At 70.3% G+C, this 20,328-nt stretch carries 22 protein-coding genes, 2 pseudogenes and 1 riboswitch; of the genes and pseudogenes, 13 read left to right on the top strand and 11 right to left on the bottom strand.

The window, feature by feature from the left end; translation table 11 throughout:
* Positions 1-148 precede the first annotated feature (148 nt).
* Entirely contained in the window at positions 149-949 is an 801-nt protein-coding gene (locus tag AB5J55_RS29555; RefSeq protein WP_369273543.1) for an enhanced serine sensitivity protein SseB, read from the bottom strand.
* A gap of 82 nt (positions 950-1,031) precedes the next feature.
* Entirely contained in the window at positions 1,032-1,706 is a 675-nt protein-coding gene (locus AB5J55_RS29550; RefSeq protein WP_369273542.1) for an AAA family ATPase, read from the bottom strand.
* 168 nt (positions 1,707-1,874) lie between these two features.
* Positions 1,875-1,973: riboswitch (glycine riboswitch) on the top strand.
* Positions 1,974-2,139: 166 nt separating this feature from the next.
* Here AB5J55_RS29550 and gcvT point away from each other — a divergent pair.
* The 5 genes and pseudogenes from gcvT to AB5J55_RS29525 all read left to right on the top strand — a co-directional run.
* Positions 2,140-3,261 carry a glycine cleavage system aminomethyltransferase GcvT gene (gene gcvT / locus AB5J55_RS29545; RefSeq protein WP_369273541.1) on the top strand — a complete coding sequence of 374 codons (1,122 nt, stop codon included), beginning with the start codon at positions 2,140-2,142 and terminating at the stop codon, positions 3,259-3,261.
* Positions 3,262-3,382: 121 nt separating this feature from the next.
* Positions 3,383-3,760, top strand: coding sequence for a glycine cleavage system protein GcvH (gene gcvH / locus AB5J55_RS29540; RefSeq protein WP_107902594.1), 378 nt, complete (start codon positions 3,383-3,385; stop codon positions 3,758-3,760).
* Positions 3,761-3,776: 16 nt separating this feature from the next.
* Positions 3,777-5,051 (top strand): serine hydroxymethyltransferase, encoded by a 1,275-nt coding sequence (gene glyA / locus AB5J55_RS29535; RefSeq protein WP_369273540.1) that lies wholly within the window; start codon positions 3,777-3,779, stop codon positions 5,049-5,051.
* 84 nt (positions 5,052-5,135) lie between these two features.
* A complete protein-coding gene (locus tag AB5J55_RS29530; protein ID WP_369273539.1) occupies positions 5,136-6,503 on the top strand; it encodes an L-serine ammonia-lyase in 1,368 nt (455 codons plus the stop codon).
* A gap of 404 nt (positions 6,504-6,907) precedes the next feature.
* Positions 6,908-6,976, top strand: a pseudogene (locus AB5J55_RS29525) (hypothetical protein); the annotation flags it as partial.
* Positions 6,977-7,030: 54 nt separating this feature from the next.
* Here the strand turns inward: AB5J55_RS29525 and AB5J55_RS29520 are convergent.
* A pseudogene (locus AB5J55_RS29520) lies at positions 7,031-7,294 on the bottom strand (Asp23/Gls24 family envelope stress response protein); the annotation flags it as partial.
* A gap of 437 nt (positions 7,295-7,731) precedes the next feature.
* On the opposite strand from AB5J55_RS29520, the gene AB5J55_RS29515 reads away from it, so the two are divergent.
* The 4 genes from AB5J55_RS29515 to AB5J55_RS29500 all read left to right on the top strand — a co-directional run bounded on the left by AB5J55_RS29515 (position 7,732) and on the right by AB5J55_RS29500 (position 10,378).
* Complete coding sequence (locus AB5J55_RS29515; protein WP_369273538.1) at positions 7,732-8,157, top strand: STAS domain-containing protein; 426 nt, start codon at positions 7,732-7,734, stop codon at positions 8,155-8,157.
* Between the two features lie 56 nt (positions 8,158-8,213).
* Positions 8,214-8,825 (top strand): hypothetical protein, encoded by a 612-nt coding sequence (locus AB5J55_RS29510; RefSeq protein ID WP_369276337.1) that lies wholly within the window; start codon positions 8,214-8,216, stop codon positions 8,823-8,825.
* A complete protein-coding gene (locus AB5J55_RS29505) occupies positions 8,822-9,583 on the top strand; it encodes an ANTAR domain-containing protein (RefSeq protein WP_369273537.1) in 762 nt (253 codons plus the stop codon). The genes AB5J55_RS29510 and AB5J55_RS29505 overlap by 4 nt, the downstream gene beginning before the upstream one ends.
* 78 nt (positions 9,584-9,661) lie before the next feature.
* Positions 9,662-10,378, top strand: coding sequence for a GAF and ANTAR domain-containing protein (locus AB5J55_RS29500; RefSeq protein ID WP_369273536.1), 717 nt, complete (start codon positions 9,662-9,664; stop codon positions 10,376-10,378).
* A gap of 58 nt (positions 10,379-10,436) precedes the next feature.
* Here the strand turns inward: AB5J55_RS29500 and AB5J55_RS29495 are convergent, their stop codons facing one another.
* The 6 genes from AB5J55_RS29495 to AB5J55_RS29470 all read right to left on the bottom strand — a co-directional run bounded on the left by AB5J55_RS29495 (position 10,437) and on the right by AB5J55_RS29470 (position 13,725).
* Complete coding sequence (locus tag AB5J55_RS29495) at positions 10,437-11,411, bottom strand: YihY/virulence factor BrkB family protein (RefSeq protein WP_369273535.1); 975 nt, start codon at positions 11,409-11,411, stop codon at positions 10,437-10,439.
* A 98-nt stretch (positions 11,412-11,509) separates the two neighbouring features.
* The gene (locus AB5J55_RS29490; RefSeq protein WP_369273534.1) at positions 11,510-11,887 is read right to left on the bottom strand and encodes a hypothetical protein; all 378 of its coding nucleotides are present in this window, start codon (positions 11,885-11,887) and stop codon (positions 11,510-11,512) included.
* Between the two features lie 321 nt (positions 11,888-12,208).
* On the bottom strand, positions 12,209-12,568 hold the full coding sequence (locus tag AB5J55_RS29485; RefSeq protein ID WP_369273533.1) for an ANTAR domain-containing protein: 360 nt from the start codon (positions 12,566-12,568) through the stop codon (positions 12,209-12,211).
* A gap of 40 nt (positions 12,569-12,608) precedes the next feature.
* Positions 12,609-12,965, bottom strand: coding sequence for a PRC-barrel domain-containing protein (locus AB5J55_RS29480; protein ID WP_369273532.1), 357 nt, complete (start codon positions 12,963-12,965; stop codon positions 12,609-12,611).
* On the bottom strand, positions 12,962-13,363 hold the full coding sequence (locus tag AB5J55_RS29475; RefSeq protein ID WP_369273531.1) for an ANTAR domain-containing protein: 402 nt from the start codon (positions 13,361-13,363) through the stop codon (positions 12,962-12,964). Before AB5J55_RS29475 ends, AB5J55_RS29480 begins: the two co-directional genes overlap by 4 nt.
* An 83-nt stretch (positions 13,364-13,446) precedes the next feature.
* The gene (locus AB5J55_RS29470; RefSeq protein ID WP_369273530.1) at positions 13,447-13,725 is read right to left on the bottom strand and encodes a hypothetical protein; all 279 of its coding nucleotides are present in this window, start codon (positions 13,723-13,725) and stop codon (positions 13,447-13,449) included.
* 381 nt (positions 13,726-14,106) lie between these two features.
* Here AB5J55_RS29470 and AB5J55_RS29465 point away from each other — a divergent pair, with 381 nt between their 5' ends.
* The 4 genes from AB5J55_RS29465 (at position 14,107) to AB5J55_RS29450 (ending at position 15,576) form a co-directional block, all read left to right on the top strand.
* Positions 14,107-14,319, top strand: coding sequence for a hypothetical protein (locus AB5J55_RS29465; RefSeq protein WP_369273529.1), 213 nt, complete (start codon positions 14,107-14,109; stop codon positions 14,317-14,319).
* Between the two features lie 117 nt (positions 14,320-14,436).
* Complete coding sequence (locus AB5J55_RS29460; protein WP_369276336.1) at positions 14,437-14,598, top strand: hydrophobic protein; 162 nt, start codon at positions 14,437-14,439, stop codon at positions 14,596-14,598.
* Between the two features lie 93 nt (positions 14,599-14,691).
* Positions 14,692-14,865 (top strand): CsbD family protein, encoded by a 174-nt coding sequence (locus tag AB5J55_RS29455; protein ID WP_369273528.1) that lies wholly within the window; start codon positions 14,692-14,694, stop codon positions 14,863-14,865.
* Positions 14,866-14,994: 129 nt separating this feature from the next.
* Positions 14,995-15,576, top strand: coding sequence for a hypothetical protein (locus tag AB5J55_RS29450; RefSeq protein ID WP_369273527.1), 582 nt, complete (start codon positions 14,995-14,997; stop codon positions 15,574-15,576).
* Between the two features lie 503 nt (positions 15,577-16,079).
* Here AB5J55_RS29450 and AB5J55_RS29445 read toward each other — a convergent pair.
* On the bottom strand, positions 16,080-18,113 hold the full coding sequence (locus AB5J55_RS29445) for a hypothetical protein (protein ID WP_369273526.1): 2,034 nt from the start codon (positions 18,111-18,113) through the stop codon (positions 16,080-16,082).
* On the bottom strand, positions 18,110-20,260 hold the full coding sequence (locus AB5J55_RS29440) for a hypothetical protein (protein WP_369273525.1): 2,151 nt from the start codon (positions 20,258-20,260) through the stop codon (positions 18,110-18,112). The genes AB5J55_RS29445 and AB5J55_RS29440 overlap by 4 nt, the downstream gene beginning before the upstream one ends.
* Positions 20,261-20,328: the final 68 nt, after the last annotated feature.

Here is a 20,328-nt window from a genome sequence, read left to right as displayed (position 1 = left end):
CGCCCCTTCGGGAAACATGGCTTTGTCCCCAGCTTAGGCGCTCCGCTGGGAGAGCCGGGGAGAGCTCGGGACCTATTGTGGTCTGCGGACTGCGGGTCACATGTGGCTTGTCGCGCAGTTCCCCGCGCCCCTGGAGGGGCGCTGCCCCTCAGGGGCGCTGCAAGTCACGCTGGTAGAAGGGCCGGACCTGTTGGCGCATCCAGGCGATCACCGGGTCCTCGGCCACGTCCAGCAGGACGAGGTTGACCGGCCACTGGACCGGGGCGCGGCCGAGGGCTCGGGCCAGGGCGTCCATGGGGGCGGCGCGCAAGTCGCCCTCCCAGAGGGAGAGTTCCACGCCGATGAACATCACCGGGGCGCCCGTCTCGATCGACGCGAGGCAGCGGCGGGCCGTCGTGACCACGCCGGTCTCGGCGAACTCGGCGGACGCCACCGCGAGGAAGTCGATCGGGTCGTCCTGCCAGTCGGGCTCGTAGAGCTTGACGCGGCCCCCGGACGCGAGGCCGTCCAGCGGGGTGCGGCCCACGCGGCACAGCTCGGCCACCGCCGCCGGGGGCAGCGGGACGCCGACCACGCCGTCGGGATTGACGGCGATGCCCACCTGCGGCGGCAGACCGCGGGCGAACTCCACCGCGGGGGCGATGGTGAACGACATGTGGGAGCCGACCACCTGGCGGAACTGTTCTTCGGAGCTGAAGACCGGCACGTACGCCTGACCCCCGATCTCCACCGTCGGCAGGTCCAGCTGACCGCTGTCCGGGCCGCCGCCGCTGGGCAGGGGCACCCAGACGAAGCTGCGGCCCAGCACCTCGATGATCCGGCCGCCGGCCGAGGGGAGGCCGAGGGAGGCCGAGAGCACCTCCTCCAGTTCGTTGCCTGGCCACCCGCCGTGGGAGTGGAGGTGTGCCCCTGCCGGGAAGTCCGCGGGGAGTTCCGCCGGGAAGTCCATCTACTTCTCAACCGCCTGCTGTGAACCGCTGCTGTGGCTCAAAAGGCTAGCGGGTGGCCGTCCCGTACAGGCCCTCGGCCGGTCAGCCCGTGAACCCGATCCGGCGCAGTACGCCCGCCGCATCCCGGTCGATCAGCACCGCCGAGCCGCATCCCGGGGGCAGGTGGCCCTTCTCCACGGAGCGCAGCAGGTGGGCCGCGGCCCTGCGGTGGCGCAGGAAGGCGTACCGCGAGACGCCCCGGCCGCGCTCGCGCTGGCCCTCCAGGGCCGTGTCCGGGTCGACGTCGAGCAGCAGCAGGTGCACGGTGCCGCCGCGGCGGCGGGCCTCACGGGCCAGCCAGCCGCGCACCCAGGCCTGCGTGCCGCAGTCGTGCACGACGACGCCCTCGCCGGAGCGCATGGCGCGGCGCAGGCCGGCGTAGTGCGCGAGGCGGACCAGGGGGCGGTATACGGCGTAGGGAAGGAAGCCGGGCATGCGGGCGTCCCAGCGGTCCCGGGTGTCCTGGGAGTCGATGCGGGCGCCGTTCACCGTCCGGCGCATCAGCGTGGACTTGCCGCTGCCGGGCAGCCCCGTGATCACGACGAGGTCCTCGGGGGCGAAGAGCAGAGCGTGCGGGCTGTGGCCGGAGCGATCGCGGAGGTCACGGACCACCGGTGCGACGCGCGTGCCCGGGGCCTCGACGGCCGGGGCCGCGGGCTGCTTGGGCAGCGCGATGCCCGACGTCGTGGCGTACGCAGTGGTGCGCTTCACCGTCATCGTCCTCCTCCGGTTCAGGATTCCCCATCCCCACTGAGCGTAAAGAGAAGGTAATGGATGATCTCCCGCATTTTCGTTCACTTCCTGCCACAACCCCGTTACAGCCGCGGCCTGCCCAAGACGGGCCGGGCGTGCAATGATGTCCGCGCCAACTGCATACCGGCCGTTTGAATCCGCGCGGGAGAGTTCCCAGCAGTGCATCGCTGGGGCGCCGAAGGAGCAAGTCCCTCCCTTGAATCTCTCAGGCCCCGTTACCGCGCGGGCGAGGCACATCTGAAAAGCGAGTCCCCCTTTTCGCCGAGAAGAGGCGTGGGCTCCACCCAAGGTGCAAGCCGTGACCTGGCCCTCCGCCGGTCATGGCGAACCTCTCAGGTTCCGATGACAGATGGGGAGGAACGACCTCGCCCGTCATGCCTTGGGAGAAAACCGTCCGATGAGCAGTACAGAAGAACTCCGTCACACCGCGCTCGATGCCCTGCATCGCTCGCTCGGTGCGACGATGACCGACTTCGCCGGCTGGGACATGCCCCTGCGCTACGGCTCCGAGCGCGACGAGCACAACGCCGTGCGCACCAAGGCCGGGCTCTTCGACCTCTCCCACATGGGCGAGATCACCGTGACCGGCCCCGCCGCGGCGGCCTTCCTGAACCACGCCCTGGTCGGCAACATCGCCTCCGTCGGCGTCGGCCGCGCCCGCTACACCATGATCTGCCGGGCCGACGGCGGCATCCTGGACGATCTGATCGTCTACCGGCTCGCCGAGACCGAGTACATGGTCGTCGCCAACGCCTCCAACGCCCAGGTCGTGCTGGACGCGCTGACCGAGCGGGTCGCCGGCTTCGACGCCGAGGTCCGTGACGACCGGGACGCGTACGCCCTGCTCGCCGTGCAGGGCCCGGAGTCCCCCGGCATCCTCAAGTCCCTCACGGACGCCGACCTGGACGGCCTGAAGTACTACGCCGGCCTGCCCGGCACCGTCGCCGGCGTCCCCGCCCTCGTCGCGCGCACGGGCTACACCGGCGAGGACGGCTTCGAGCTGTTCGTGAAGCCGGAGCACGCCGTCGAGCTGTGGCAGGCGCTGACCAAGGCGGGCGAGGGCGTCGGCCTGATCCCGTGCGGTCTGTCCTGCCGGGACACGCTGCGGCTGGAGGCGGGCATGCCGCTGTACGGCCACGAGCTGTCGACCTCTCTCACCCCCTTCGACGCCGGGCTCGGCCGGGTGGTGAAGTTCGAGAAGGAGGGCGACTTCGTGGGGCGCGAGGCGCTCGCCGAGGCCGCCGACCGTGCCTCGCAGAACCCGCCGCGCGTCCTGGTCGGCCTGATCGCCGAGGGGCGTCGCGTCCCGCGCGCCGGGTACCCGGTCGTCGCCGGCGGCCAGGTGATCGGTGAGGTCACCTCCGGTGCGCCCTCCCCCACGCTGGGCAAGCCCATCGCGATGGCGTACGTCGACGCGGCGCACTCGGCGCCGGGCACGGCCGGGGTCGGCGTGGACATCCGCGGCAGCCACGAGCCGTACGAGGTCGTGGCGCTGCCCTTCTACAAGCGGCAGAAGTAACTCCAGAAGTAGAGACTGGCAGCGGCCCCTGCGTGAGCCTGCGCACATTTGTGCTGCTCACGCACGTTTCCAGCAGTCCCCCCTTCATCACCACTCCCGCGCGTACAGGAGAATTCAGGCCATGAGCAACCCCCAGCAGCTGCGCTACAGCAAGGAGCACGAGTGGCTGTCGACCGCCGAGGACGGCGTCTCGACGGTCGGCATCACCGAGTTCGCGGCCAACGCGCTCGGCGATGTCGTCTACGCCCAGCTCCCCGAGGTCGGCTCGACCGTGACCGCGGGTGACACCTGCGGCGAGCTGGAGTCGACCAAGTCCGTGTCGGACCTGTACTCCCCGGTCACCGGCGAGGTCACCGAGATCAACGAGGACGTGGTGAACGACCCGGCGCTCGTGAACTCGGCCCCCTTCGAGGGCGGCTGGCTGTTCAAGGTACGCATCACGGAGGAGCCCGCCGACCTGCTCTCCGCCGACGAGTACGTCGCCCACACCGCCGGCTGAGGAGTTACACCCCCTTATGTCTGACAAGTCGCTTCTGAACACACCCCTGCACGAGCTCGACCCGGCGATCGCCGCCGCGCTCGACGCCGAGCTGGAGCGCCAGCAGTCCACCCTGGAGATGATCGCCTCCGAGAACTTCGCGCCGGTCGCGGTCATGGAGGCGCAGGGATCGGTCGCCACGAACAAGTACGCCGAGGGCTACCCGGGCCGCCGCTACTACGGCGGCTGCGAGCACGTCGACGTCGCCGAGCAGATCGCCATCGACCGGGTCAAGGAACTGTTCGGCGCCGAGTACGCCAACGTCCAGCCGCACTCGGGCGCCTCCGCCAACCAGGCCGCCCTGTTCGCGCTGGCCCAGCCCGGCGACACCATCCTGGGTCTGGACCTGGCCCACGGCGGCCACCTCACGCACGGGATGCGGCTGAACTTCTCGGGCAAGCAGTTCAAGGTGGTCCCGTACCACGTGGACACCGAGACCGGCCTGGTCGACATGGCCGAGGTCGAGCGGCTCGCCAAGGAGCACCGCCCGAAGGTGATCATCGCCGGCTGGTCGGCGTACCCGCGGAAGCTGGACTTCGCCGAGTTCCGCCGGATCGCCGACGAGGTAGAGGCGTACCTGTGGGTCGACATGGCGCACTTCGCCGGCCTGGTCGCGGCGGGCCTGCACCCGAACCCGGTCGAGCACGCGGACGTCGTCACCTCCACGACTCACAAGACGCTGGGCGGCCCGCGCGGCGGCATCATCCTGGCGAAGAAGGACTTCGCCAAGAAGCTGAACTCGTCCGTCTTCCCGGGCTTCCAGGGCGGTCCCCTGGAGCACGTGATCGCGGCCAAGGCGGTCTCCTTCAAGGTCGCCGCGAGCGAGGACTTCAAGGAGCGCCAGCGCCGTACGGTCGAGGGCGCGCGGATCCTCGCCGACCGTCTGACCGCCGCCGACGCCCGCGAGGCCGGCGTCAACGTGCTGTCCGGCGGCACCGACGTGCACCTGATCCTCGTGGATCTGCGTGAGTCGGAGCTGGACGGGCAGCAGGCCGAGGACCGCCTCCACGAGGTCGGCATCACGGTCAACCGCAACGCCGTCCCGAACGACCCGCGCCCGCCGATGGTGACCTCGGGTCTGCGGATCGGTACGCCGGCGCTGGCGACCCGCGGTTTCACGGCCGAGGACTTCGCCGAGGTCGCGGACGTCATCGCCGCGGCGCTGAAGCCGACGTACGACGCGGACGCGCTGAAGGCCCGGGTCAAGGCGCTCGCGGACAAGCACCCGCTGTACCCCGGTCTCAACAAGTAGTTCCTTTTTGTGGGGTGTCCCGCACACTCGTAGGTGAGCGGGACGCCCCACGCCCCTGTTCCACCCCGTATTGAGGAGTCCCCCGTGGCCATCTCGGTCTTCGACCTGTTCTCGATCGGCATCGGCCCGTCCAGCTCCCACACGGTCGGCCCGATGCGCGCGGCACGCATGTTCGCCCGCCGTCTGCGCAACGAGGGTCTGGTGGACTCCGTCGCGTCCGTACGGTCCGAGCTGTACGGATCCCTGGGCGCGACCGGCCACGGACACGGCACCCCCAAGGCGGTGCTGCTCGGCCTGGAGGACGCCTCGCCGCGCACGGTGGACGTGGAGAGCGCCGACGAGCGGGTGGAGGCGATCAAGAGTGAAGGCCGGCTGCGGCTGCTCGGTGAGCGCGACATCCCGTTCTCCTTCGACAAGGACCTGATCCTGCACCGCCGCAAGGCACTGCCGTACCACGCGAACGGCATGACGCTGTGGGCGTACGACGCGTCCGGCGAGGAACTGCTCTCCAAGACGTACTACTCGGTGGGCGGCGGCTTCGTCGTCGACGAGGAGGCGGTCGGCGCGGACCGCATCAAGCTGGACGACACAGTCCTGAAGTACCCCTTCCGCACGGGCGACGAGCTGCTGCGCCTGACGCAGGAGACGGGTCTGTCGATCTCCGCGCTGATGCTGGAGAACGAGCGGGCCTGGCGCACGGAGGAGGAGATCCGCGCGGGCCTGCTGGAGATCTGGCAGGTGATGCGGGAGTGCGTGTCGCGGGGGATGTCGCGGGAGGGCATCCTGCCGGGCGGCCTGAAGGTGCGCCGCCGCGCCGCGAACACGGCCCGCAAGCTGCGCTCCGAGGGCGACCCCAAGGCGCTCGCCATGGAGTGGATCACGCTCTACGCGATGGCCGTGAACGAGGAGAACGCGGCGGGCGGCCGGGTCGTGACCGCCCCGACGAACGGCGCGGCCGGCATCATCCCGGCGGTCCTGCACTACTACATCAACTTCGTGCCCGGCGCGGACGAGGAAGGCGTGGTCCGCTTCCTGCTGGCCGCCGGCGCGATCGGCATGCTCTTCAAGGAGAACGCGTCCATCTCCGGCGCCGAGGTCGGCTGCCAGGGCGAGGTCGGCTCGGCCTGCTCGATGGCGGCGGGCGCGCTGGCGGAGGTGCTAGGCGGCTCCCCGGAGCAGGTCGAGAACGCCGCCGAGATCGGCATGGAGCACAACCTCGGCCTGACCTGCGACCCGGTCGGCGGCCTCGTCCAGATCCCGTGCATCGAGCGCAACGGCATGGCCGCCGTGAAGGCGGTCACGGCGGCGCGGATGGCCATGCGCGGGGACGGCTCGCACAAGGTGTCCCTGGACAAGGTCATCAAGACCATGAAGGACACGGGCGCCGACATGTCCGTGAAGTACAAGGAGACGGCCCGGGGCGGGCTGGCGGTCAACATCATCGAGTGCTGAGGGGAGGGGCCCTGACCTGCGCGTTCGTGTCTTTCGGCGCTGTCGGGGCCTTCTCTGCTTACGCGGCGGGAAGTCCCTGGAAACTCCCTGGGACAGACGTGGAAGTCCCTGAAAAGTCCCTGGTAAATCCCATGTATGGGCGTCTGACCTGCGGGTTCGTGCCGCATAGTCAACGACGGGAACTACGCCCCGCCATCTCGATGTAACATCCTCGGCCGCTCGTTCCCGGGCACCGAAACCGAGATCGTCCACAGGATCGGCGGCATCGCAGCCACCGAGATCGACGACGGAGTCCTCTTCGATCCCACGACGCTCAAGACCGTCCCCATCCGCGAGGAGGACGAGTACCACGGCCTGCGCCTGTCCATGGCCGCCTCCATTGCCCGGCCCGACCCAAGCTCCGACTGGATGTCAGCTTCGGCGACCCCGTTACCCCCGGCCCTCGGATCATCGACTACCCACAGCAGCTCACGACGGACAGCTTCCAGATCCTCGGCTACCCACTCGCCACCGTCATCGCCGAAAAGCACACTCGAGTGCCCGCCCGGGACCCGGTCGCGCACCGCGCCCATGGTGCGGGTGAATCCCCCACCCAGTGCGTGGAATCCGGGGACCTCCCGTGCGGCGATCCCGGCGATTTCCTCCACCACCCCGTCCGCGATGGTCGTCCTGCCACGGGTCCCCGGCGGTTCCTGAGGCCCGGGCCGTGCGGCCTGCAGCGTCGGCCCCACGCCCGTGCTCGGCCCATCGGGCTCGGGCTTCCGCAGGGTTGAACTGTTCGGCTCCGTCATGCGAAGCCACCTCCTCGGGCAGTCGACGGACTGCCATACCTGAACGGCTGCCGGCCGCCGCGTTCGCGCAGCAGGCCCAAGTACCGTGCAGGCACCCGATATACGCGCGCCACCACCTTTTGGCGCCGTCCGCATCCTGAGATGGGCGGCTTCGGGCCGCCCCTCGCACCCGGCGGCGACTATGCTGCTACACGGGCGCCCCAGACCCTGGCGGCTTTGTCGATGCTCGACACAGATGGCGCAGGGAGTGGACCTTCGTCCGTCACCCGGCCCGTCCCTGGAGAGAACTGGGTGGGTCCTCTGTCCTGACACACAGGCTGTCGGACCGGCCGCCGCTCCACCTCCGCCGAACGTACGCCCCTGCCGGCAGCGCCAAGGGGCCGGGATTCCCGGCGTCACCGCGTCCGCTGCCGGATGGTCTTCTGAACCGAGGCGTCATGCCCCTTCCGCAGCTCACCGTCTACCGCCATGACCGAAGCAACCGGACGCTGATCACCCTGGTCGGTGAGATCGACCTGGAATCGGCCCCCCTGGTGCGCACCGCGCTCGAGCGGTGCCTGCACGACGGCATCCACACCATCGACGTCGACCTCGCCCCCGTCACCTTCTGCGACTGCAGCGGCCTCAACGCCTTCCTCTACGCTTCACAGCGGACCGCGGAGGCCGGCGGGACCCTGGGGCTGCACCACCCGCCACCGCATCTCGGTCTGATACTCGACCTCACCGGTTCCGGGTTCCTGCTCCCAGGCCTTCCGCTCGGGCACCTGTCACCTCCTCCCGAGGGTGTCCCGGCCCCGACCGCCCAAGCTCCGCCGTACCGGACTGTTCCGCTTGCGCCCGTCTTCTCGGGTGATGTGCGGTGACGGCCCGGCGAGGGCAGAGGCAGCCGCACAAGCTCCATGCAGGCGAGTCGTCCACCATGGACGCGGTGCGGTTACGTCGGGTGAGCCGCTGGCTGGCACAGGGCCTGGCCGGGGCGCTGGCGGATCTGTACGTGAACTCCCGCGAGACGTCCGCCCCTGAGGCATACCGCAGCCGCCAGGACGTCCTGAACCGTCTCACCGGCGACATCCGCAGGCCGGGGTTCGCCATGGTGATCGCGGAGACGGATGGTCTCGTGGGATGCGCCTTCGGATTCCCGGTGCGCAGCGACGGCTGCTGGTGGCTCGGCTTCGACGGAGCACTGCCGCAAAGTGTTGAGCAACTCACTGAGTCCGGCGGTGTCTTCGCGATCGCCGACACCCTTGTCCGTTCGCACCCGCCGGACCAGGACTGGGACGCGGAGGTGGCCCGTCGGTTGCAGGAGCGGCTGGTGAGCGACCACCGGGCGTCGCTCGGCGCCATCTTGGTGGATCAGGACGATCACCCGGCCCTCGCCGCGCTCCGCTCCTGGGGATGGCTGGACGTCGGAGAGCTCTGGCGGCCGGCAGGCCCCACCATGTTCCGTGCGCTGGTTCTGCCCCTCGGGGAACGAACCGCCGCAAGGCTGGAGGGACTTGCCCGCGAGGCCTGGACCCGGTGGCCCGGGTGAGGTCCGAGAGCCGGTCGGCCAGGATCCAGGCGCTGGTCGCCGAGCAGGCGGCCCTTCGTGGTGCCCGGGTCGGCGTGGTGGATGTGTGCACCGCGGCCGTGGCCGCGCTGCCGGTCGGCGGGGCCGGCCTGTCGGCGATGTCCAAGTCCGCGGCGAGCCATCCGCTTTGCAGCACCGATGACATCAGCGAGCAACTGGAAGAGCTCCAGCTCACACTGGGCGAGGGGCCCTGCGTGGATGCCTTTCTGCACGGCTCGGCCGTCCTGACACCCGATCTGCTGACCCGTGAACTGCAGGACCGCTGGACCGTGTTCGCCGATGCGGCCCTGGAAGCCGGGGCACGCGCCGTCTTCGCGCTCCCCCTGCAGATCGGGGCGATCAGCCCGGGAGTCCTCGACCTGTACGCCGACGTGCCGACCGTGCTGGACGCCGAGGAACTGGCCGACGCGCTGGCGTTCGCCGATCTCGCGACGCTGATCCTGCTCGATGCGCGGATCGACGAGACGGGCGCGCCGGCCGGTGCAGAAGTGGCAGACCGAGGATTCGAGGACCTGGGCGGATACCGGGCGGAGATAGACCAGGCCACCGGCATCCTCACCGTCCAGCTCGGCGTCGGCATCGACGAAGCCTTCGTACGGTTGCGCGCCTACGCCTACGCGCAGAGACGCCGGCTCGCCGACGTGGCCGCCGACGTGGTGGCCCACCGGCTCCGTCTCTCCCCTGACTCGGAGCCGGGCCAAGCCGACGACGAAGCCTGACGCACCGGCGCCATCCGAGGAACATGCCGTACTTCCCGCCCCCTCCCGGCGGGACCAGTCTCAATCGAGGGTGACACGATGAATGAGCAGCTCCTGGCCAAGACCTTCGTCGAGCTGGCCGACAACCTCGTCGCCGACTTCGACCTCATCGACTTCCTGCGCCTGCTCACCGACCGCTGCGTCGGCATGCTCGACGCGAGCGCCGCCGGGGTGCTGCTCGCCGACCGGGACGGCAAACTCCGTGTGATGGCCGCCTCCGACGAACAGGTGCGCCTCCTTGAGCTCTTCCAGCTCCAGAACGACGAAGGCCCCTGCCTCGAATGCTTCCGCACCGGCACACCCGTGGCAGTCCCCGACCTGACCCGGGAGGCCGACCGCTGGCCGCGCTTCGTCACGGCGGCCCACCGCAGCGGGTTCGGTGCAGTCCAGGCCCTGCCCATGCGCCTGCGGGACGAGACCGTCGGCGCCCTGAACCTCTTCCACGCCGCCGCCGGCCCCTTCGACCCGGTCGGCACACTTGTCGCCCAGGCCCTGGCCGACGTCGCCACCATCAGCCTGCTCCAACAGCGCTCCGCACACCTCAGCAACGTCCTCAACGAACAGCTGCAGAACGCGCTGAACAGCCGCGTCCTGATCGAACAGGCCAAGGGCAAACTCGCCGAACGCCACCGCATCGACATGGAACAGGCCTTCACCGCGCTGCGCGGCTACGCCCGCGCCCACAACCGGCGCCTGTCCGATCTGGCCCGCGCCTTCATCGACGACTCCGAACCTCTCCCCGGCCTGGTGCCCTGACACCGTCGCCGAGGCTGTGCCCGCACGCAGCTACCTGAGCACCAGGCCCACGCTCGGATCACCGGCCGTGCTTCTGGAGGCGCGGTGCTGCTGGTGCGCTACTGCCGGCTGACGCCCGCTGTGGTGCGGCGGCGGCTGCGGGGCTGATCCCCGCTGGCTCTGCGCCCTCGCCCTCGGCTGACTCGTCGGACCGCACTGCCGTCCCCGTTGCTGTCGCTGTCCAAGCGGCGCAGTACAGCAGCAGCCTGGCCATGAGGTTGATCCACAGCACGACGGCGACCGGCACGGCGAAGGCGCCGTACATGCTCTTCCCCGCAACGCCCTGCAGATAGCCGGTCAGCAACCACTTGAGCAGTTCGAAGCCCACCGCACCGATCAGCCCGGCGACCACGACCGCATGCCGGCCGGGATGCACCCGCGGCAGCCGGGTGAGTACGTAGACCAGCAGCAGGAAGTTGACGACCAGGGCGATGGCCAGGCCGGCGAAGAACAGCAGAGCCCGTCCCGCCCCGCCCTCGATGCCGGCCTTGTCGGCGGCCCAGCCGACGGCGATGTTGGCGGATACCGAACTGCCGATCGCGACCAGCCCGACCGCGCCGAGACCGACCAGCACCATGGCGTCCTTGGCCCTGAGCAGGATGGGATTGCCCGGGTCCTGCTCCTTCTCCCACACCGCGCGCAGGCTCCCGCGCAGGGCGCCGACCCAGTTGATGCCGATCACGAGCAGCAGGGCGCCCGCGATCAGCCCGACGGATCCGGCGTGCGCGACGAGACCGTCCAGGTCCAGCAGGTCGGAGAGGCCCGGCGCCTGGTCGGCGATCTCGTCCTGGAGGTCCCGGAGCTGGTCGTCGCTCAGCAGCTTGGCGCCGATCGCCGCGCCCACGGTGATCAGCGGAAAGAGCGCGACGAAACTGGTGAAGGTGATGGCCGCGGCGAGCCGGGCCCAGTGGACGGCATCCAGCCGCTCGAACGCCCGCCCAGCGTGCGTACGCATCAGCTTTCCGATCACAGGCAACCTTCTCAGCCATTCCATGAGGAACACCTACTCCTTACACCCAAGGCCCAGAAGAGAGGCATCCAGCGGAGGACCCGCACCGCCTCGCGACGTATGAGAGCGGCCGACCTGGATCGTCAGTGGGCGGCCCGGTGGCGGAACCAGTGGTCCTCGTGACGGGGGCCTTCGACCAGTCCGGCAGGGTCTTCGTCAGCACCCTCCGCCTGCGCCGTCTGCGCGCGGGCGGAGCCGTGTTCGTGTTTGAGCCTGCCACGTGCGGTGCGGCCGCGACGAGTGGCGTGGCGTGTACCGGTCAGGATCAGGATCAGCCCGAACAGAGCCGCCGCCCCGACGACGATGCCGTAGAGGAAGAGGGTGCCGGCGGAGCCGGTGACGTCGACTCCGAGGACGGAGAATCCGCCGGTGAAATCGAGGGCGCTGCCGCTGTTGGAAAGAACCCTGGCGACACCGATGACCACCGCGGCAACGGGAATGGCGAGTCCGAGGATGATCATGACGTGCTACTGGGGTCTGCTTCCTGTCCTCACGGTAGAACCGTTCTGCCCGGCACGCCACCGCCACGAGTTGCGTCTACCCCGAAGATGAGGTAGCGGCGAGTCCGGAGTACACCGGCACTACTGGGTGGACGATCTCTCGTCCGCTCTTCCGCCACGGCCCCCAGGGGGCGTAGCGCCATGGCGAGGGCAGGGAAGGGGCCGGCCGGAGTCTGTGTTCCGCGAGGTGGGCTGCACGAGGCGTCCGACGGCCGTCCTGGACGAAGGCACCGGAGAGTTGAGCTCACAGCTGCCGCTGCCGTCCGCTGGGCACGCATGCCGTCACCGCCGGTCTGCCAGGTGGAGACACCGCAGCCCCCGGCGCAGCTCCCGCTGTATCGGTTCCGGGAGTGCCTCGTCCTTGGTCGTGGCGACCAGGGCCGCGGCCACGTCCCGGAGCTTGATGTTGCAGTGCTGCGACACGTCCACCAACAGGTCCCAGGCCCTGTCGCTGGGACATGGGGCCAGGGCCATCACCATGCCGCGCGCCTGGTCGATCACCGCGCGGCTCGCCAGCGCGCGTCCCAACTGCTCGTTCGTGGCGCGCAGTTCGACGACTTCGGTCCGTAGAGCCGTTTCCTCCGCCGACGCCACGGCCGTCAACAACGGCTGTTCTTCGCGGGGTGTGGTCAGCCGGCGCATGGTGCATACCTCACAGGGCAGTCATCCCGTCCATAGGTGGTCAGCGGCGCGCCAGTTGCCGTTCTCCGGCCGCACCGGGCTGGTAGGCCAGTCCGTAGTGCTTGAAGATCGCTTCCTCTTGTTCGGCGGGCAGCACGTCGTCGGTGCCGATCGAAGGGGCCTGCTTCACCAGCGTTCTGACATGGCCGACCCTGAGATAGTCCGGCCCGGCGATCGCGTCCTCAAGGGGGACGAAGACCAGACGGTGCCGGGTGGGCAGTCCGGTCCGTACCGTGGCCATGGCCGGCTCATCGGTAGTGGTGTCCACATAGACCGCCTCGAGAACACCGATCTTGTGCGACTCGGTGTCGACGACATCGCGGTTGCGCCATTCTCGGACGTCGGCTGCGTGAATCATGACCTTCTCCTTCCGGAGGGCTCATCCGCCGGCGGCGAGTCGCACCCCCGGTCTTCCGCGTGAAGCCGCCGCAGCGCCCGCCGCAGCGCCCGCCGCATCAGCGGCGAGAGCGGATCACCCTCCCAGGCAGCGACCACGGCCGCAGCCACGTCCGGAAGACTGCTGTTGCACTGCCGCGAGATGTCCACCAGCAGGTTCCTGGCCGGCCCACGGCGGCAGGGGGCAAGGATCATCACCATGCCGCACGCCTGATCGATGACCATACGGCCGGCCAGTGCCCGCCGCAGCTGATCATTCTCGGCGCGCAGCGCCACGACACCATGGCCCGCCGCATTCTCCGCCCAGGCCTCAGCCGCCACATCCCACCAATTCTCTGGGAGCAAGGTTGTGCGATGCATGGCATCTACCTCTCCACGAATTCCACACGTCCGGTGTGGCTGAAGCCGCCCCGGAATCTCTGGATGTCGGGCAACTTCATCGGTCACCCGCGGTGTTCATGGTCCCGACGGTCCTCACGCCTCCAGCGCGCCCGGTGCCGACGGCTGTAACGACGGTTCCAGCGGTCCTGACGATCCCGGCGGTTCTCGTAGTCCCGGTAGTCCCCGAGATCGGAACCGTCGTCACGGATCCACCCTCCCCCGCGATCGCGGCCGTGCCGGGTGGCGCCGAAGACCAACACGGCCGCGGCCACCCACCAGATGGGGTTGATGAAGCCGAGGCCGAACAAGACCACGATCAGGATGAGAAGCAGAACGAACACCGCGGGCCTCCGGGAGCGGAACAAAGCATCACTGCCGGGGGCTGGGGCCTGTACGAACAGCGTAGCCCTCCCCAGAGGTTGCGGATAGCGACCCACGTCAGCGCCCTCCGCCGGGACCAGATGGCCACTTGACATCTGTCCAGGGAGCGCGGCGAGGGCTAGCGTGTGCGGTACGGCCCGAGCCCCCGGCAGCGTCGAACACCTCTCGCGCCCCTTCGAGGGCGCACCTCGTGCATCAGTGCCGGAACCTGCCCCGCCCCCAACGGGCCGCTCCCGCACCCGCCGTCGCCACGCGATCCCGGCGCGGCCTCGATGCGCCCATGCGGGCACCGCCCATCCGCTGTCCGCCGTGTCGCACGTATCCACCGACAGGCGGTACACATGTACGCGCTGATCGTTCCCGCTTCGACCCCCTTCGTCCTGCTCGCCACCGTGATGGCCCTGTCCTGGTGGGAGGACCACATCCTGCCGACGCCGCCGACCGAGCCGCCCGAAGCCCCCGCCGAGCCTCCGTTCCCCCCGGCGGCCCCAGCAGAGCTCCCAGAACTCCTCAGTGTCGACACCGCGTTGACAAGGAAGGTTGCCGGGCGTTGACTGGCAGCACGGCGTAGGGCAGTGCCACTCCGGATTGTTCGGCGGCATTCCACCTTCCCGCTTCGCCCGGACCCCGCGGAATCAAGGAAATCCCCGCGATCTGGAGGCCCGGCAATGATTCTGTGGATTCTTCTCTTTCTGCTGATCCTGGTGGTGTTCGGGTTCGGCTTCACCATGCAGATCCTGTGGTGGGTCGCCGCCGTACTGCTGGTCGTCTGGATCGTCGGCTTCGCGATGCGCGGGCGCCGTGGCGGCGGCCGCCGGTACAGCCGCAGGTAGTCCATTCCGGAGCTCGACCCTGCCCGCAGGAACAAAGGCCTGTACGGCGATCACAAGCGGGACCCCACTCACCAGACAAGCAGGAGGCCGGCCATGAGCGTCGGACGGACGATCAAGCACAAGACACAGGCGTTCAAGGGCCGGGTCACCGAGCGCATCGGCCGGACCACTCGCAACAGGCGACTGCAGCGCGAAGGCAGGACCGACCGGGTCGCCGGAAACCTGAAGCAGTCCGGCGACAAGACCAAGGACGCCTTCAGGCCGTGACCGCAAACGCCCCGGGTGGTGCCCACGTCGTGTGGACACCACCCGGCGGGCCCAACGCTCGATCAGCCGACAGGAGTTGACGACAATGCAGCAGCCCGACGTGCGAACCGAGAGCCAAAGAAGGCAGCCATGTTCACCCTCGTGATCATCGCCGTGATCGTCATCGGCTCGGCCACCCTCCTCTACCTCGGACGTGGACGAGTCCGAGGCCATGGCGCGCACGGGCTGAAGCGGCGTTTCGGCCCCGAGTACGCCCGCGCCGTCGCCCGCCAGGACGGCGACACCAAGGCCGCCGAGCAGGAACTCGGCGCGCGTGTGAAGGAATACGGCTCCCTCACGGAGCAGCCGCTGTCGCCCGCGGCCCGTGAGCGCTACGTGACGCGATGGGCCGCCGTCCAGGAGCAGTTCGTGGAATCACCGCAGCAGTCCGTCACCGAGGCAGACGCACTGCTGGCGCGCCTGGCAAGGGACCGCGGCTTCCCCGACGGCGAGCGGTTCGAGGACCAGATCGCCGCCCTCTCCGTCCACCACGCCCACTACGTCCAGGGCTACCGCAGCATGCACGCGGCGGCCCGCGGCCAGAGCGACACCGAGGAAATGCGGGAGGCCATGGTCGAAGCCCGAAGCCTCTTCGAAGCACTGGTCACCGAACAGCCGAGCCGCCCCGGCCCTGCGCCCCTGACGGCCAAGGCCACGCGCCATGGCCGCTGACCCGACGCCACGCGAAGGGAAGCAGCAGCGTCCTCGACGACGTCGCCACCCGGTTCACCGACACCCTCACGGAACGGCGGCACGTCCTGCGCGCGAGCTGGCAGGACCAGGACACCGAGGCGCAGACCGAGGAACTGCGGCTCGCACTGAGGCAGTACCGGGAGATCACCGAACGACTGCTGCACATGTCAGCGCCTCCCGGTCACTGATCCCGTCGCCTCCGCGGGAAGCACGGCCGCCGCGCTCCGACCGGTGCGAACACCGCGCCGGCCTGACTGGCCGGCATCGCGGTCACGGTCGGCAACGAGGTTCGGCGCACTCCGCATGGGCCGACCACCGCGGCACCGCCCGGGTCTCGCAGCATCAGGACCCAAGAAACCCCAGGTCAAAGGCCGAAGCCCCAGGCCCCTGGATGCGCGCCCCTCACGCTCCCCAACGAAGGGATCGGATGCCTGTACGAACACAACGACCCGACTGAGTGTTGATCCCGTGCTGACCGAGTGCTAGACGAAGAGCATCAGGGCGATCCCCAGTAGGACGGCGATCACGACGAGGCTGCTTCCGATGAAGCAGCCGGGGTTGTTCATCAGGTCGGAGATCCGCGCCATGGCGGTGAGCGGCTCCGGCGTGAAGGCGGACGGCTGCGGGGGTGGCTGGGGCACCGTGGGCGCCGTCGTGGGGCGGGGCAGGGCTGGTGCGGGCGGCGGCCCCTCGCTGCGGCACATGGCATCGCGCAGGAGCTGCCTCCACAGCACCGGCGGCAGGTCGGGGATCTTGCCGTTCGCCGGTTCGATGATGCTCTGCCGGAGCCAGTTGCCCGTGGTGGGGTGAGGGTCCCGGCTCATGCGGTACAGCAGTTCCTGCAGATCGCGCAGATAGCGTTCGTCGCGGGCCAGCGGGGCGACGGCCCAGGTGAAGAGGTCGGCCGAGAGATCGATCATGGCCTTCCTCGACGGGTGTTCCCCGTTCGCCGTCTGCGGAGTGAAGTACAGGTCCTTGTGCAGCACCTCGGCGCACAGCTCGTGTCGCACCTCCAGGTGACGCACCTCGACACGGTCCGGCCTGCCCAGCTCGTTCAGCAGCAGTTCCACCGAGTCCCGCGGCAGTTCGCCGGAACGCAGCTCGCCGAGGAGCACCTCGTCGGACCGCGTGCGCAGGTCCGCCATCAGGATGCTGCGCCGGCTCCCGTCCCCGCGCCGGTAGTCGCGCAGGTCCCGGCGCAGGGCAGGGAGGGCGGGGGTGTCGTGGCCGTTCGGGCCGGGGGTGAGCGGCGGCTGGTGCGGCTGCGGGGGTGTCACGGGGGCAGGGGGTGGTGACGGTGGAGAGGGCGCGAGTGCGGGGGGCGCATACGGTTTTCCGTACGGCTCCGCGCGGGACTCGGCGTACGGCTCCGGGCGGGGCTGCGGGTACGGCTCGGTGTAATCCTCCGGGCGGGGCTGCGCGTAGAGCTCCGCGTAGTGCTCGGCGTACGGGTCCGGGTAAGGCGCTGCATACGGCTCCGGGGCGACGGTGGCCTGGGCGGCGAGTGTCGAGGGCCTCTCAGAGTCCCGATCCCGATCTCGCGTTCGCCTCGTTTCCCGGTCCCGGTCCCGGTCCCGATCCCGCTCCTGGTCCCGCTCCCGCTGCTCCCCCAGGATTCTCCAGAGCCGGTCACGGCGTCGCTCCCAGTCCAGGGCGGCGCCGTCGGGGAGTTCCTCGACGAGCTGCGGTACGCCGGGGGCCGCCTCCCGGTGCGTGAGGAGGTGGTCGACCAGCCGGTTTGCCGCCTTGTGTTCGAAGCGTGGTTTGCCGTGCGGGCGGCCCATGATCCTGGCGAGCGGGCCGGAGCCGCCCGTGTCCGGCTCCCAGCGCGGGACGGCCATCAGGCGCAGGGCGTGGGTGTCGACGGAGTCGCAGGTGGCGAACGTCCACTCCTGCCCCAGCCAGCGCCCGAACAGCAGGAAGAGCCCGAGATAGACCAGCGGTACGGCCTCCCGGTCCGGCCAGTCGCGCGGGGTCTCCTCCTCCAGGAGCAGCGACACCCGCTGCGTGGGATCGCGCAGCAACTCCGCGGTGGTGAGGATCAGCGCGTGCGCGACCTTCGGCAGCCGCTCCAGCATCTCCGGCAGCCGCTTGTGCGCGAGGTCGTCGAGTCTCGCGGGGTCGATTTCGGGAAGCCGGCCCGACGCCTGCTCGGCCTTCTCCTGCTTGCGCCAGCCGCGGTACGCCAGCCCCAGGCTCTCCCGGACCGCGAGGGTGCCGCGGTCGCCGATGAGGACATGGCTGACCGTGCTGGGCCGTCCGCCCCGGTCGGTGGTGGGCCAGCGCTGGACGAGCAGGACGTCACCGTCGCGGGACACGGTGCGCACGACGCTCGGCCGTGCCGCCGCCGCGCCGGACACCCACAGCAACGGGCCCAGTTCCCGGCCGAGTTCCTCGGCGCGCTCGGGCTCGCAGGAGTGCGCGACGGCGTTCATGCCGGTGCCCTGCCGGCCGTGGTTGCCGTCCCAGCGGAAGACGGCCTGGTGGACCGGGCCCCGGTCCTGGAAGTCGCTCACCGATGTTCCCCTCCGTCGGATCCCTCGGGCTCCTCGGGCCCTTCAGACCTCTCGAATCCTGCGGACGCCGCCTCGTGTCCCCCGGCTTCGTCCCACGGCACCGCCTCCAGCGCGGGCGCCTCGCCCACGGCCAACGCCTCGGCGCCGCCCGGCACTTGGATCAGTCCGTGCATCGCCAGCAGCGCGACGAGCGGCTCCAGCACCCGCCGGGGCCCCGCGCCCGCCGGATAGCGGCCCTGGTCCTCCTGGCCGCCGGTGGCGGACGCGATGTGCAGGGTGCAGCGGCGGATCGCGTCGAAGGGACGCAGCCACGCCTGGCCGGCGTGCCGGCGCAGCAGCCCGTGGACGTCCCGGCTCTCCTCGCGCATCAGTGCCGGGTCGAGGGAGCCGGCCGGCGGGCGGGTCAGCCAGCGGTCGACGGGCGGCTGGAACCTGAGGAGGTCGGCCTTGCCGAGCACCATCGCAGCCGGCACGTCCACGTACGGGCCGTTCTTGGGCAGCCGGTCAAGGACGGTGCCGAAGGCGAGGTCGCCGTCCCGGTTCACCTCGACCCCCCAGCGTTCCCTGGCGTGGTCCAGTTGCGGCAGCGGCAGGGCCAGCGCCGGGTCGACGACGAAGACCAGGGCGTCGACGCCCAGCAGGAACCGCAGCGCCGCGTCGGTGCGTACGAGGTCCTCGCCGCCCAGGTCGAAGAAGGCGACCGGGCGCACCTGCCCGCGGGCGTCGGTGATCAGCAGGGACTCCACGAAGCGGGCGAAGTCGTCCAGGCCGAGCGCGGCCGTGTGGTCGAGGACCTTGCCGTTGCGCAGCGGCTGCACCCGTTCCCGTACGAACCGGGCGTGCTGCTCCGGGTTGACGGACTGCCACTTCAGGCCGTACGGCTCCAGCCCGCCGTCGGTGATGGCCGCGATCATCTGGGTGAGCAGATGGCTCTTGCCGGTGGAGGACTGGCCGACCATCGCGACGGTCAGCGGGCGGCCGTACGTCAGATAGGGCACCGGGATGAAGTGCTCGGGGAAGTCCGGGTCCGCCGTGCACTTCTGGACGGCGCCGCGCATGATGTCGGCCCGCCGCACGGGGTTGGTGATGCCCGAGAGGTCCAGTGGCTGGTACTGCATACGGCTGTCGGTGACGAACAGTTTGGTGAGGTCGAGCTGGATGGTCTCCAGGCAGTACGGGCACAGCACTTCGCCGTCCCCGCGCGCCGCGCCGTCACTCCGCCCGGCCGGTGCCTCGCGCTTGAGGCGCAGCGCCTCCTCGAAGGCCTCGTGGTGCGGGCGGGTCTCGTCGGGCGGCACGGCGAGGCGGACGCGGCGGGCGGCGCCCGGCTTCACCAGGTCGAGCACCTGGGCGGGCGTCGGCCGGTCGGCCGCTCGCGGCGCGAAGGCGTCCCGCAAGGTCCGGTCGAGCCTGCGGTGTTCGGCGAGGTCGGGGGGTGTCCGGTCGGCCGGTCCGGGCCGTCCGGTCACCAGCTGGTAGAGCACCTGGGCCGCGCTCCACACCGCGTCCCGGGAGTCGGCGCGCCCCTCCCCCCGTCGCTGTTCCGGCGGGCAGAACGGTGTCCGGCCCCACGGGCGCCTGGGTCGGCCGGTCCGGGTCACCGACTCCAGCCCCCACAGCTGCACCTTGGCGCCGTCCCAGCGCACGGAGTTGGGTGAGATGTCGCGCGGTACCAGCCCCTGGCCCTCCAGCAGGCACAGGGCCAGCATCAGATCCCTGGTGAAGACGTCCTGGTCGGTCGCGGACATCACGTGGATCCGTGCGACGGGGGTGCCGCGCGGAGGGTCGTACAGCAGGAACGGCTCGGCCGTGTCCAGCTCGTAGCCGACGATCCTCGGGAAGAGCGCCGCGAACTCCGTGTCCCCGAGCAGTTGTTGCAGGAGCAGGGCGGTGCCCGCCTCCGTGTCCAGCAGGGCGCGCGCCGCCGGGTTCGCCGCGTCCTTGGCGCTCAGGCGCACCTGCACGCACTGCTGTCCCTCGTCGTCGAGCCTCGCCTTGCGGATCAGCTGGGGCAGCGGCCGGTCGCGGCGGACCTCCCGGCCCACGCGGACCGGGGTGACCCGGCGCCGCCCCGAGGGCACGGTGAACGCGAGCTTGTCCGGAGGCGGACCGCCCGGCCCCTGCGGGGGATACGGGATGCTGCTCACCGGCGGTCCTTTCGTTCGTACGTGAGCACCGGGGTGTGCGGGTGCACCCGGGCGGGGTGCGGGAGACG

Source organism: Streptomyces sp. R11 (assembly GCF_041051905.1).
In the GTDB taxonomy this organism is placed as follows: domain Bacteria; phylum Actinomycetota; class Actinomycetes; order Streptomycetales; family Streptomycetaceae; genus Streptomyces.
This window is presented reverse-complemented; position numbering and strand designations above follow the sequence as displayed.

Bases quoted from the DNA above. Each gene is read 5' to 3' on its own strand.
- AB5J55_RS29465 (WP_369273529.1), top strand. From the start codon at position 14,107: ATGTACGCGCTGATCGTTCCCGCTTCGACCCCCTTCGTCCTGCTCGCC.
- AB5J55_RS29450 (WP_369273527.1), top strand. From the start codon at position 14,995: ATGTTCACCCTCGTGATCATCGCCGTGATCGTCATCGGCTCGGCCACC.
- AB5J55_RS29475 (WP_369273531.1), bottom strand. From the start codon at position 13,363: ATGCATCGCACAACCTTGCTCCCAGAGAATTGGTGGGATGTGGCGGCT.
- AB5J55_RS29510 (WP_369276337.1), top strand. From the start codon at position 8,214: ATGGACGCGGTGCGGTTACGTCGGGTGAGCCGCTGGCTGGCACAGGGC.
- AB5J55_RS29550 (WP_369273542.1), bottom strand. From the start codon at position 1,706: ATGACGGTGAAGCGCACCACTGCGTACGCCACGACGTCGGGCATCGCG.
- AB5J55_RS29485 (WP_369273533.1), bottom strand. From the start codon at position 12,568: ATGCGCCGGCTGACCACACCCCGCGAAGAACAGCCGTTGTTGACGGCC.
- AB5J55_RS29480 (WP_369273532.1), bottom strand. From the start codon at position 12,965: ATGATTCACGCAGCCGACGTCCGAGAATGGCGCAACCGCGATGTCGTC.
- AB5J55_RS29455 (WP_369273528.1), top strand. From the start codon at position 14,692: ATGAGCGTCGGACGGACGATCAAGCACAAGACACAGGCGTTCAAGGGC.
- AB5J55_RS29490 (WP_369273534.1), bottom strand. From the start codon at position 11,887: ATGATCATCCTCGGACTCGCCATTCCCGTTGCCGCGGTGGTCATCGGT.
- glyA (WP_369273540.1), top strand. From the start codon at position 3,777: ATGTCTGACAAGTCGCTTCTGAACACACCCCTGCACGAGCTCGACCCG.
- AB5J55_RS29495 (WP_369273535.1), bottom strand. From the start codon at position 11,411: ATGGAATGGCTGAGAAGGTTGCCTGTGATCGGAAAGCTGATGCGTACG.
- AB5J55_RS29555 (WP_369273543.1), bottom strand. From the start codon at position 949: ATGGACTTCCCGGCGGAACTCCCCGCGGACTTCCCGGCAGGGGCACAC.
- gcvH (WP_107902594.1), top strand. From the start codon at position 3,383: ATGAGCAACCCCCAGCAGCTGCGCTACAGCAAGGAGCACGAGTGGCTG.
- AB5J55_RS29500 (WP_369273536.1), top strand. From the start codon at position 9,662: ATGAATGAGCAGCTCCTGGCCAAGACCTTCGTCGAGCTGGCCGACAAC.
- AB5J55_RS29515 (WP_369273538.1), top strand. From the start codon at position 7,732: ATGCCCCTTCCGCAGCTCACCGTCTACCGCCATGACCGAAGCAACCGG.
- gcvT (WP_369273541.1), top strand. From the start codon at position 2,140: ATGAGCAGTACAGAAGAACTCCGTCACACCGCGCTCGATGCCCTGCAT.